Genomic DNA, 13,871 nt, shown 5'->3' with positions numbered 1-13,871 from the left:
TCGACTTTTCACGGAGAGACACCAAGTGAACGCCCCGGACCCGCGTAACGACCGCATAGCCGCCCTGCCCGCACACCTCCAGGAACAGCTACGCCGCCGTCTCGCGGGCGGTGCCCGCAGGACGGCGGAGATCCCGGCCGTCCCCCGGGACGGCGCGCCGCTGCCGCTCTCCGCCGCCCAGCGCAGGCTCTGGCTGCTGGACGAGCTGACGCCGGGCACCACGGAGTACAACTCCGCCGCCGGGCTGCGGCTGACCGGCCGGCTCGACCTCCCCGCCCTGACCGGCGCGCTGGGCGACCTGGTGGCCCGCCACGAGACCCTGCGCACCACCTTCGACCAGGTGGGCGACGACCCCGTACAGATGGTCCGGCCGCCGTACGACGTCCCGCTCCCGCTGGTCGACCTGGTGGCACAGGCCGGGCCGGACGCCGCGCCCGGGCTGCTGGACGCCGCCGTACGGGCCCACGTCGACCGGCCCTTCGACCTGCGGAGCGGGCCGCTGTTCCGCCCGGTGCTGGTGCGGGTGGCGCCGGACGAGCACGTCCTGGTGCTGTGCGCCCACCACATCGTCATCGACGGCTGGTCCACCGGCGTGCTGGTCGAAGAGCTGGGGACGCTCTACGCGGCCCGCTGCTCCGGGTCCGCCGCCGAGCTGCCCGAACAGGCCGTGCAGTACGCGGACTTCGCGTCCTGGCAGCGCGACCGGATGACCCCCGAGTGGCTGGCGGAACACCTCGGCTACTGGCGCGAGCGGCTCGCCGACCTGACCCCGCTCGACCTGCCCGGCGACCGCCCCCGGCCGCAAACACGCTCGGGCGCCGGCGCCGTGCACCACTTCGGTCTGCCGGCGGACGTCGCTGCGGGACTGCGCGCCGTGGCCCGCGACCAGGACACCACGCTCTACACCGTGCTGGTGGCCGCCTGCCAGGTGCTCTTCGCCCGTTACGCGGGGCAGCGGGACGTTGCCGTGGGCACCGTCACCTCCGGACGCAACCGGCCCGAACTCAACCGCATGGTCGGCTTCTTCGTGAACACGGTGGTGCTGCGCTCCACCGTGGCCGACGACCTCGCCTTCACGGACTTCCTGGCCCAGGTCAAGGGCACCGTGCTGGACGCGTTCGCCAACGACGAGGTGCCGTTCGACCGCCTGGTGGAGGCGCTGCGCCCGGACCGCGACCCCAGCCGTACACCGCTGTTCCAGACGCTGGTGGTGTTGCAGAGCGGCACCGAGCGGCTGCCCGAGCTGCCCGGCCTCCAGGTCGCGTCCTACCAGGCGCCCCGCACCTCCGCGAACTTCGACCTGACCGTCGAGTTCCAGGACACGCGCGGCGGCCGGGCCGCGGACCGCGACCCGGCCGCCGGCACCGACCTGACCTGCTCGATCGAGTACACCACCGACCTCTGGGACGCCGGGACCATCGAGCGGCTGGCCGGGCACCTGCGCGTGCTGCTGGCCGGTGTGGCGCACGCGCCGCGGCGCCCGGTGCGTGAACTGCCGTGGCTGGCCGACGAGGAGCGCGCCGCGCTGCTGCGGGCCGCCACCGGGGCGCCCTTCACCGTCGGCGCCCCCACCGTGGTGCGGCTGCTGGACGACCAGGCCGCCCGCACCCCGCACGCCACCGCCCTGGCCTGCGGTCCGGACGCCCTGACCTACCGGGAGCTGGACGAGCGCTCCAACCGCGTGGCACGGGCCCTGATCGCCCGTGGGGTCGGCCCCGAGCACCTGGTGGCCGTCGCCGCCACCCCGGGCATCGACCTGGTCGTCGCCCTGCTCGGCGTCCTGAAGGCCGGCGCCGCCTACGTCCCCGTCGACCCGCAGCACCCGGCCGAACGCATCGCGTACGTCCTTCAGGACGCCGCGCCCAGCCTGGTGCTCGCGGATTCCGCCGCGCGCGCCGCGCTCCCCGCCGACGTGGCGCCTACGCTCCTGGACGGCGCCGGCGTGCGGGAGCCGGGAGCGGGCCTGCCGTGCGGGCCGGTACTGGACGCCGAGCGCACGGCGCCCCTGGACCCGGCGCACCCGGCGTACGTCATCTACACGTCGGGCTCCACCGGGCGCCCCAAGGGCGTGGTGATCGAGCACCGTTCCTTCGTGGACTACGTGAGCTGGGCCGCCGTCGCCTACCCGGGCGCGGCCGGCACCGCCGTACTGCACTCCCCGGTCACCTTCGACCTGACCGTCACCGCCCTCTACACCCCCCTGATCAGCGGCGGCCGCGTCCTGATCAGCACGCTGGAGGACACCGGCGAGCAGCCGGCCCCGACCGCGGGCGCCTGCTCGCTGCTCAAGGCCACCCCGTCCCACCTGTCCCTGCTGGAGACCACCCCGCAGTGGCTCCAGCCCACCGGCGAGCTGGTCATCGGTGGCGAACAGCTCATCGGCGAGGCCCTGGAGCAGTGGCGGAAGCGGCACCCGGGCACCACCGTGATCAACGAGTACGGCCCGACCGAGGCGACCGTCGGCTGCATGGAGTACCGCATCCGCCCGGACGACGTGCCGGCCCCCGGCGCCGTTCCGATCGGCCGCCCGCGCCCCAACGCGCGGATCCACCTCCTGGACGCGGGCCTGCGGCCGGTGCCCATCGGAGTACCGGGCGAGGTGTACGTCGCGGGAGCCGGTCTGGCGCGCGGTTACGTACGCCGTCCCGCCCTGACTGCCGAACGCTTCGTCGCCGACCCCTACGGACCCGCCGGAACCCGGATGTACCGCACCGGCGACCTCGCCCGGTGGCGCCCCGACGGACACCTGGAATTCCTGGGCCGCACCGACGACCAGGTCAAGATCCGCGGCTACCGCATCGAACTCGGCGAGATCGAATCCGCACTGCTCTCCCACCCGCTGGTGGCACGGGCCGCCGTCACCGTGCGCGCGGACGCGGCCGGCCACCAGCGGCTGACCGGCTACGTCGTGCCCGCCGACGGGGCCTCCCCGAGCCCGCAGGACATCCGGGAGCACACCGCCGCCTCGTTGCCCGAGTACATGGTCCCGGCCGCCGTCGTCGTGCTCGACGCGCTGCCGCTGACCCCCAACGGCAAGCTCGACCACAAGGCGCTGCCCGAGCCCGAGGCCCACCGTGACGTGGCCGCGTACGCCGCGCCGCGCAACGCCGTCGAGGAAACCCTGGCAGGTGTGTGGGCCGACCTGCTGGGCGTCGAACGCGTCGGCATCCACGACAACTTCTTCGACCTCGGCGGCGACTCCATCCTCAGCATCCAGACCGTCTCCCGGGCCCGCCGGGCCGGACTGCGGCTCGCCTCCAAGGACGTCTTCCTGCACCAGACCGTCGCCCGGCTCGCGCAGCGGATCGCCGGCGCGGACGCCGGCGCGGCACCCGAAGCGCCCGCCCCGGCCGGGCCCGCGCCGCTGACGCCCGTCCAGGACTGGTTCTTCGACACCTACCGGGCCGGCCCGGACCGCCTGACCATGTCCCTGTACGTCGACCTCGACCCGGCCGCGGACGCGGCCGCGCTGCGCGCCGCCGTCGAGGCACTGGTGGCCCACCACCCCATGCTGCGGGCCCGGTTCACCCGTGACGGCGACGGCTGGACGCAGGACTGCGCCGCCACGGAGACCGCGGAGGTCTTCCGCCACGTCGACCTGTCCCAGGTGCCCGGCCCGCGCCGGGCTGCCGCCCGGCAGGAGGCCGCCGACGCGCTGCGCGCCGGGCTGAGTCTGGAGCACGGCCCGTTGTTCGGCGCGCTCCTCTTCGACGAGGGCACGGACGGCGACCACACCGCGGGCCGGCGGTTGTTCCTGTCCGCGCACCACATGGCGGTGGACGGCGTCTCCTGGCGCATCCTCCTGGAAGACCTGGAACGGGCCTACGAGCAGGCCCGCGCGGGCCGCCCCCTCGACCTCGGGACGCCCGGAACCGCTTTCGGGACCTGGGCGCGCCTCCTGCGCGACCACGTACGCGCCGGGCACCTCGACGGCGAACTCGACCACTGGTCGGGCGTGTTCCGCGACGGCGGCGGCAGCGTCCCGGTGGACCACGACGGCCCCAACACCGCGGGTTCGGTCCGCGGTGTCAGCGCCACCCTGGACCGCGAGCGCACCGATGCGCTGCTGCGCCGCGTACCGCCGGTCTACCGGACCCGCGTCAACGACCTGCTGCTGAGCGCCGTCGGTACGGTCCTCAACCGCTGGGCCGGCAGCGAGCGGATCGTCCTCGCCATGGAGGGACACGGCCGCGAGGAGCTGATCGAAGGCGCCGACCTGTCCCGTACGGTCGGCTGGTTCACCACCCTGTACCCCGTCGCCGTGCGGACCGCCGCCGGTGACGGCTGGCGCGAGACGATCATGTCGGTCAAGGAGCAGGTGCGCGCGGTGCCCGGCAACGGCCTCGGCTACGACGCGCTGCGCCGGCTCGCCGCGGACGGGGCGCCCGCCCGCGCCCTGCTCCAGGACCCCACGCCCCAGGTGTCGTTCAACTACCACGGTCGCTTCGACGCGGCCGCCGAGGACGGTGGCCTGGTCCGGGCGCGGCTGGACGGCCTGGCGGACGAGCCGGCCGCCGACGAGCTGCGCCCCCACCTCCTCGACGTCGTCGGCCTGGTGGAGAACGGCACGCTCGGCTTCACCTGGTTCTACTCCACGAACGTGCACGACGAGCGCACCGTGCGACGGCTGGCGGACGAGCTGGTCACCGCCCTGGAGGAGATCGTCGACCACTGCCTGGAGCCCACCTCCGGCGGCTGCACCCCGTCCGACTTCCCCCTCGCCCGCCTCACCCGGGCCGAGGTCGACACGCTGGCCGGCGACGGCCGCGCCGTCGAGGACATCTACCCGCTCGCCCCGATGCAGCACGGCATGCTCTTCCACCGGCTGATGGACCCCACCTCCCAGTCGTACTTCAACCAGCTCGCCCTGCTGCTGGAGGGCGTCCGCGACCCCGACGCGCTGGCCGCGGCCTGGCAGCGGGTGGTGGACCGCACCCCCGCGCTGCGCACCGCCGTCATCTGGGAGGGGCTCGCCGAGCCGGTGCAGGTCGTCCACCGTGACGTACGGATCCCGGTCGAACAGCACGACTGGCGGCAGCGCCCGGAGGCCGAACAGGAGGCTCTGCTGCGGGAGCTGCTGGCCGCCGACCGCGCCCTCGGGCTCGACCTCGCCGTGCCCCCGCTCCTGCGGCTGACCGTCATCCGCGTCACCGACGACACCGTCCGCCTGGTGTGGACGTCGAGCCACCTGATGCTGGACGGCTGGAGCACCGCCGCCGTCTTCGCCGCGGTGGGTGAGGAGTACGCCGCGGCGGCCGCCGGGCGCACCGTACGGCCGGACACGCCCCGCCCCTTCGGCGACTACGTCGCCTGGCTGGCGGAGCAGGACGCCGACGCCGCCGAGGCGCACTGGCGCGCCGCCCTCGCGGGCATCGACGCGCCCACCCCGCTGCCCTACGACCGGCAGCCGACCGAGGCGCACCGCGCCCAGTCCTCCGAACCGGTCACCTTCGCGCTGTCCACCGGCCTGACCGAGCGGCTGACCCAGGTGGCCAGGGAACACCGGCTGACCCTGAACACCCTCATCCAGGGCGCCTGGGCGCTGCTGCTGGCCCGCCACAGCGGGACCCGGGACGTCGTGTTCGGCGCGACGGTCTCCGGCCGCCCCGCCGAACTGCCCGGTGTCGAGTCCATGGTCGGCCTCTTCATCAACACCGTGCCGGTCCGCGCCCGGGTGGCACCGCAGCAGCCGTTGGCACAGTGGCTGCAAGCACTCCAGGCCGAGCAGGTGGAGGCCCGGCCGTACGAGTACGCGGGCCTGAGCCGGCTCCAGGCCTGGAGCGACGTCCCGGCCGGCACCAACCTCTTCGACAGCATCGTCGTCTTCGAGAACTACCCGCTCCAGGACGGCGGCGCGGCCCTGCACGGCCTGCGCATCCGCGACGTGGACGCCCTGGACACCAACACCTTCCCGCTCAGCCTCAGCGCCCACCGCGACGACCGGCTCCGCTTCGAACTGGCCTACGACCCGCAGCTCTTCGACACCGCCACCGTCACGCGGATGGCCGGCCAACTGGAGGTGCTCCTCACCGAGACGGCCGCCGACCCGGACCGGCCGCTGGCCCGCCTGCCGTGGCTGACCGGGGAACAGCGCGCGGAACTGCTGCGCGAGGGCACCGGCGCCGTGCGCGAGCGCGCCGCCGACCGCCCGGTGCACGACCTCTTCGCCGAGCAGGCCGCCCGGACCCCCGACGCGCCCGCCGTGCGCCACGGGGACGTGACCCTCACCTTCCGCGAACTGGAAGAACGCGTCAACCACCTCGCCCACCACCTGCGCACGCTGGGCGTACGGCCCGGCGTGCTGGTCGGGCTGAACGTCGGCCGCGGCATCGACATGGCCACCGGCGTCCTCGGCATCCTCAAGGCAGGCGGTGCCTACGTACCGCTGGACCCCGAGTACCCGGCCGACCGCCTCGCGCTCATGGTCGCGGACTCCGGCGTCCCGGTGCTGCTCACGCAGTCCGCGCGCGCCGCCGACTGGCGCGCGGCCGAGCGCGCGGGCGGCCCGCGCACCGTGTGCCTGGACACCGACCTGCCGCCGACCGGCAGTTACCCGGCCACCGCGCCCGAGTCCGGCGCCGGCCCCGCCGACCTGGCGTACGTCATCTACACCTCGGGCTCCACCGGCCGTCCCAAGGGCGTCATGGTCGAGCACCGCCAGCTCTGCTACGTCCTCGACGCCTGGGAGGAGCGCTACCGGCTCTCCGAACTGCAACTGAACTTCGTGTCGGTGACCAGCCTGTCCGTCGACCTGTTCTTCGCCGACATGCTGCGGTCGCTGCCGTTCGGCGGCTCCCTGACGATCTGCCCCGCCGAGGTCGTCACCGACCCGCCCCGGCTGCTCGAACTCATCGAGCGCACCGGCGGCGACGCCCTGGAACTGGTACCGACCCTGGCCAACGCCCTGGTCTCCGAAGTCGCCCTGCGCGGCACCCGGCTGCCGCGGCTGAAGCTGCTGTCCGTCGGCTCCGAGGGCTGGCGCTCCGACGACTGCCGGCGGCTGCTGGACCACCTCGACCCGGACACCCTGGTCGTCAACGCCTACGGCGCGACCGAGGTGACCATCGACGCCACGGTGCTCACCCCCACCCCCGGCGTGCTCGGCGACGGCGCATTCGTCCCCATCGGCCGTCCGCTCGTCAACACCCGGGTGTACGTCCTCGACGACGACCTCGCCCCGGTGCCCGTGGGCGTCGGCGGTGAGCTGTTCGTCGGCGGCGACGGGGTCAGCCGCGGCTACTGGGGCAAGCCGGAGCTGACCGCCCAGCGGTTCGTCGCCGACCCGTTCACGCCCGGCGCCCGGCTGTACCGCACCGGCGACCGGGTGCGCTTCCGCACGGACGGCAACCTCGAATTCCTGGGCCGCGCCGACGACCAGGTCAAGATCCGCGGCTTCCGGGTGGAGCTCGGCGAGGTCGAGGCGGCGCTGTCGGCACTGCCGGCGGTGCGCGACGCCGCCGTCACCGTGCACCGTGATCACGGCCGCACCCTGCTGGTCGGTCACGTCGTCCCCGCGCCCGGAGCCGGTCACGTCACCGGCGCCGAGCTGCGCGCCGCCCTCCTCGCGGACCTGCCGGACCACATGGTCCCGGCGCGGTTCGTGACCCTGGAGGCACTGCCGTACACCCCCAGCGGCAAGGTGGACCGCAAGGCCCTGCCGGTCCCCGAGGGCCACGCGGACCCGTCCGCCGAGCACGTGGCGCCCCGCGACGCGACGGAGGAGCGGATCGCCGCCATCTGGGCCGAGACGCTCGGCCTGGAGCGGGTCGGCGTGCACGACAACTTCTTCGAACTCGGCGGCGACTCGATCCTCAGCATCCAGATCACCTCCCGGCTGCGCTCCGCCTTCGGCGTCGGCCTCTCACCACGGGCGATGTTCACCACGCCCACCGTCGCCGGGCTGGCCGCCGCCGTCCCCGGCGGCACCGGCCCCGACGCCGCCGACCGGATACCGGCCGTGGCCCGCGACGGCGCGCTGCCGCTCTCGTTCGCCCAGCAGCGCCTGTGGTTCATGGACGCCTACGAGCCCGGCGGCACCGAATACCTCTCCCCGACCGGCCTGCGGCTGCGCGGGCCGCTGGACACCGAGGCCCTGCGCCGGGCCCTGACGGACCTCGTCGAGCGGCACGAGTCGCTGCGGACCGTCTTCGACACCGTGGACGGCAAGGGCGTCCAGCTCATCCGCCCCGCCGCACCGGTGCCGCTGCCGCTGACCGACCTGTCCGCGTTGCCCGCGGCCGAGCGGGACGCCGCACTCGACCGGCTGCTGCACGAGCAGACGGCCGCCCCCTTCGACCTGCGGCGCGGCCCGCTCCTGCGCGCCACCCTGGTGCGCCTGGGCGAGACCGACCACGTACTGGCCCTGTGCCTGCACCACATCGTCACCGACGGCTGGTCGACCTCGGTCATCACCCGCGACCTGGAGGCGATGTACCGGGCACGGCTGCGCGGTGCGCGCGCCGATCTGCCGGAACTCGCCGTGCAGTACGCGGACTTCGCGGTCTGGCAGCGTGCCCTGGAGGACTCCGAGGAGAGCGAACGGCAGCTCGCCTACTGGCGGGACCAGCTCGCGGACGTGCCGCCGCTGGAACTGCCCACCGACCGCCGCCGGCCCGCCGTACAGACCAAGAACGGCGCGATCCTCGACTTCCGCATCCCCGAGCGGGTCACCGAGCGGTTCAAGGAGCTGGCCACCGCGCAGGACGCCACGCTGTTCATGGCGCTCGTGGCCGCCTGCCAGTTGCTGCTCGCGCGCTACAGCGACCAGGACGACATCGCGGTGGGCACCGTGACCTCGGGCCGTGACCGCGTCGAGCTGGAACCGCTGGTCGGGTTCTTCGTCAACACGCTGGTGGTGCGCTCCCGCATCGACGAGCGGGAGAGCTTCACCGACCTCCTGGCCCGGGTACGGGAGACCGTCGTGGACGGCTTCGCCCACCAGGACGTGCCCTTCGAACGGCTCGTGGAGGCGCTCGCCCCGGAACGCGACCCCAGCCGCTCGCCGCTGTTCCAGGCGATGGTCGTGCTCCAGAACACCCCGGCCGCGCCGCCGGCCCTGAGCGGGCTGCGCATCGAGGAGTTCGCGCTGCCCGCGACCACCTCCACCTTCGATGTGACGCTCCAGTTCGAGGAGGTGGACGGCGGGCTCACCGGCGGCCTCCAGTACAACACCGACCTGTTCGACGCCGGCACCGCCCGGCGGCTGGCCGACCACCTCCAGGCCCTGATGGCCGCTCTCGCGGAGGCACCGGCACGCCCGCTGGCGTCCGTGAGCCGGCTGCCCGAGGGCGAGCGGGCCCAGCTCGCGCGGTGGAACGACACCGCACGTCCGCAGCCGCCGCTGCTGCGCGCCGACGCGATGTTCGCCGAGCGGGTACGCCGCACCCCCGACGCGCCCGCCGTGGTCGACGGCGCCGAGGTGCTGACGTACGCGCAGCTCGACGCCCGGGCCAACCAGCTCGCGCACCATCTCATCGAGCGGGGCGTCGGCCCCGACGTCCTGGTGGGGGTCTGCGCCCGCCGCGCCCCGGAGATCGTCGTCGGCGCGCTGGCCGCGGTGAAGGCCGGCGGCGCGTACGTGCCGCTGGACCCGGACTACCCGGCCGACCGGCTGGCGATGATGTTCGAGCAGACCGCGGCACCCGTGCTGCTGACCCAGGAGGCGCTGCTCGGCCAGCTCCCGCCGACCCGCGCGGAGATCATCTGCCTGGACCGGGACCTGCCGGAGATCTCCCGGCGCCCGGACACCGCCCCGCCCGCCACCGGTGGTCCCGACACCCTCGCGTACGTCGTCTACACCTCGGGTTCCACCGGCCGGCCCAAGGGCGTGATGATCGCGCACCGGTCGCTGTGCCATCTGGTCGACGACTTCGTCGCCAAGTTCCGGATCGGCCCCGGCGACCGGCTGCTCCAGCACCTGTCGTTCAGCTTCGACGGCGGGGTGTCGGACATCTTCGTCACCCTGCTGTCCGGGGCCACGCTCTGCCTGACCCGGTCGGAGGCGGCCGGCGACCTGGCCGACGAACTCCGCCGGCAGCGCGCGACGGTGCTGATGACGCCGCCCGCGATGCTGTCCGCCCTCGACCCGGCCACCCTGCCCGACCTGCGGGCGGTGGGCGCCGCGGGCGATGCCTGCCCGGTCGAACTGGCCGAGGCGTGGTCCGCGCGCGGCGACTTCTTCAACATCTACGGGCCCAGCGAGACGACCCTGGTCGCGACCCTCTTCCGCGGTGCCGACCGCGGCGGCGCCGAGAGCCTGCCCATCGGCCGGCCGATGGCGGGCGTCCGGCTGCACGTACTGGACCGCTGGCTGCGGCCGGTGCCCGTCGGCCGCCCCGGTGAGCTGTACATCGCCGGCACCGGCCTGGGCCGCGGCTACCTCGCCCGCCCCGACCTGACCGCGGAACGCTTCGTCGCATCGCCGTTCGGCGGTCCCGGCGAGCGGCTCTACCGGACCGGCGACGTGGTACGCCGGCGCCCGGACGGCAACCTGGAGTTCGTCCGCCGGAACGACAACCTGGTCAAGATCCGCGGCTTCCGCATCGAACTCGCCGAGGTCGAGGCCGCGCTGCTGACCCACCCGCGGGTCGCGGAGGCCGCGGTGACCGCCACCGCGGCCGAGAACGGCCACAAGCGCCTGGTGGCGTACGCGGTGCCCCGGGCGGGCCACGACGGCGCGCCCCTGACCGCGACGGAGCTGCGCACCCACCTCTCCGCCGCCCTGCCCGGCTACATGGTCCCGTCCGCGTACACGGTGCTCGACGCGCTGCCGCTGAGCCCCAACGGCAAGGTGGACCGCACGGCGCTGCCCGCACCGGAGTTCCAGGCGGAGGGCGAGCACCGGTACGTGGCGCCCGCCACCGAGGTGCAGCGCGTCCTCGCCGGGATCTGGGCCGATGTACTCGGCCTGGAACGGGTGGGCGCCACGGACCGGTTCTTCGACATCGGCGGCGACTCCATCCTGAGCATCCAGGCCGTCTCCCGGGCCCGGGAGGCGGGCCTGCGGATGACCGCCAAGGACCTGTTCCTGCACCAGTCCATCGCCGAACTGGCCGCCGTGGTCACCCTGGAGGAGAACGGGGCGCCGCAGGCGGCCGACGCGGGGCCGGTCGTCGGACCGGTGCCGCTCACCCCGTCCCAGCACTGGTTCTTCGGCACCCGTGTCCACCCGCACCACTTCAACCAGTCGACACTGCTGGAACTCGTCGAGGACGTCGACGCGACGGCCCTGGCCGCCGCGCTGGCCGCGCTGCCCGAGCACCACGACGCGCTGCGGATGCGCTACACCCGCGACACGGCGGGCTGGCACCAGGAGAGCGCACCCCCCGAGCCGGTCCCGGAGCACGAACTCCTCGGCCGCCGCGACCTGTCCGCCGTCGGCGCCGAAGAGCAGCCGGACGTCATCGAGCGCACCGCGGTCGAGGTCCAGGAGAGCTTCGACCTGGCGCGCGGACCGCTGCTCAAGGGCGTCCTGTTCACCGGCGCGCCGGGCACCCGCGCCAAGCTCTTCCTCACCGTGCACCACCTCGTCGTCGACGCGGTCTCCTGGCGCATCCTGCTGGACGACCTGGAGCGCGGCTACCGGCAGGCGGTCCGCGGCGAACCCGTCGCGCTGGGCGCCCGCACCACGTCCTTCCAGGAGTGGTCGAGGCGGCTGACCGAGCACACCGCCGACGGCGGCTTCGACCACGAGGCGGAGCACTGGAGCGAGGTGCTGCGCGCCGCCGAGCCGCTGCCCGTCGACGGCCCGGGCCCCAACTCCGCCGACACCGCCGCGACCGCCACCACCTCGGTGGGCGAGGCGGAGACCGCCCTGCTGCTCCGGTCCGCTCCCACCGTGTTCCGCACCCGGATCGGTGAGGTGCTGCTCGGCGCGCTCGCGCAGGCGCTGGCCGGGTGGACGGGCCGGGAACGGGTGGTCATCGACGTGGAGAGCCACGGCCGGGAGGAACTGTTCGACGGGGTCGACCTCTCCCGTACGGTCGGCTGGTTCACCAGCGTCCACCCGGTGGCGCTCGCCGTCCCGGCGGGCCTGAACACCCCCGGCGACGGGACCGACTGGCCACGGCTGATGAAGTCGGTCCGCCGCGACCTGCGCGCGGTCCGGGACAACGGTCTGGCGTACGGCGCGCTGCGCCACCTCGCCCCGCAGGGCACGCCGGGTGCCGCGCTCGCCGGGTTCAAGGAGGCCGAGACGGTCTTCAACTACCTCGGCCAGTACGAGAGCGCGTCGTCGACGGCGGCCTCCGGCGGGCCGCGCGGTCCCATCCACACCCAGCACGGCGCGATCGGCCAGGACCAGAGCCCGGCCGAGCAGGCCACCCACCTCCTGGAGGTGGTGGGCAGCGCCGTGGACGGGCGCCTGGAGTTCACCTGGCACTTCTCGACCAATGTCTTCGACCCGGGCACGGTACGGAAGCTGGCCCAGTCCTTCGAGGACGCGCTGCGCGGTGTCGCCGGACACTGCGAGGCCGTCACGAAGCAGAAGCGGAGCGCCCGCTAAATGACCTCGACCCCGACCCCGCGGCTCCTGCCCGACCGGCAGGAGCCACCCCGCCGGTCGAAACCCCTGTGGCGCAACCGCGACTACAACATCCTGTGGATCAGCCGCTCGCTGACCGAGGTCGGCTTCAACGCCTCCACCATGGCCTTCCCACTGCTGGTGCTCGCCGTGACGCAGTCCCCCGGCACCGCGGGCCTGGTGCAGGGCGTGAACGCGGCCGCCCAACTGGCCGCCGGCCTGCCGGGCGGAACCCTGGTGGACCGGTGGAACCGCAAGGCGGTGATGCTGTCCTGCGAAGCCGTCCGCACGGTGGCGCTGGTCTGGCTCGTCTGGATGATCTGGACCGGCACGGTGGCCGTCTGGCACATGGCCGCGGTGGCCGCGGTGCTCGGCGTGTGCAGCGCCCTGTTCGACCCCGCGGAGGAGGCGTCGCTGCCGCACGTGGTGCCACCGGACCAACTGGCGACCGCGGTGTCGATGAACCACGCCCGCAACGCGATCGGCAACCTCATCGGCACCTCGCTCAGCGGCGCGCTGTTCGGGGTGAAGCGGATGCTGCCGTTCGTGGCGGACGCGCTGACCCATGTCGTGTCGTTCTGCATGCTGCTCTTCGTACGGCTGCCGAAGCCGGCGCGGCCGGAGCAGGGGGCGCCGCCCGCGAACCTCCGGCGGGAGACGCTGGAGGGCCTGAAGTGGGTGTGGAACCACCGCCTGATCCGGGTGACGGCGCTGTGCGCGATCGCGGTGAACTTCCTGTTCCAGGTCCTGTACCTGGTCATCATCGTGGTGGCCCAGCAGAGCGACGTGCCCGCGGCGCAGATCGGCGTGATGGCCGCCATGTTCGGCGCGGGCGGCCTGCTCGGCGCCCTGGCGGCCCCCCGCCTGTACGCACGGTGCGGGCCGCGGGTGTCGGTGGTCCTGACGTTCTGGGTGATGGCGGTCCTGGCCCCGGTCACCCTGGCCACCGGAAACGGCATCGTCATGGGCCTGGTGCTGGCGGGCATCGCCTTCCTCGCGCCGACCGCCAACACGGCGATCAGCACGTACCAACTGCTCACCACGCCGGATCGGCTCCGCGGCCGGCTGAGCGGCGTCATCGGGCTGGTCGCGGGCGTCTCGACGGCGCTCGGCCCCATGATGGGCGGTCTGCTCATGGAGGTCGCCGGTGCCCGCTGGGCGATCCTGCTGTCCACGCTCGGCATCGCCGTGACGGCGGTCGCCGTCACGTTCAACCGCACGCTGCGTGGCTTCGGCGGCCGCGACGCCGCTCCGCCCGCCGCGGACGGCCCCGGGCCCGGCTGACCCGGCAGCACACGAAGAGCGGGTCCCGCCGGCGGCTGCCGGCGGGACCCGCTCCCGTTCCCGGCCG

2 protein-coding genes are annotated in these 13,871 nt (G+C 74.2%); both read left to right on the top strand.

Annotation, left to right across the window (positions count from 1 at the left end):
- Positions 1-25: 25 nt before the first annotated feature.
- Positions 26-12,502, top strand: coding sequence for an amino acid adenylation domain-containing protein (locus ACH4EB_RS04620; protein WP_398345847.1), 12,477 nt, complete (start codon positions 26-28; stop codon positions 12,500-12,502).
- Positions 12,503-13,804: an MFS transporter gene (locus ACH4EB_RS04615; RefSeq protein ID WP_398345846.1), complete on the top strand. Its 1,302-nt coding sequence runs from the start codon at positions 12,503-12,505 to the stop codon at positions 13,802-13,804.
- Positions 13,805-13,871 lie beyond the last annotated feature (67 nt).

The sequence above is a fragment of the Streptomyces sp. NPDC018045 genome (genome assembly GCF_044327445.1).
Taxonomy (GTDB): domain Bacteria; phylum Actinomycetota; class Actinomycetes; order Streptomycetales; family Streptomycetaceae; genus Streptomyces.
The sequence above is the reverse complement of the archived record's forward strand: the minus strand, read 5'-3'. Positions and strand labels throughout refer to the sequence as shown.

Bases quoted from the DNA above. Each gene is read 5' to 3' on its own strand.
- ACH4EB_RS04615 (WP_398345846.1), top strand. From the start codon at position 12,503: ATGACCTCGACCCCGACCCCGCGGCTCCTGCCCGACCGGCAGGAGCCA.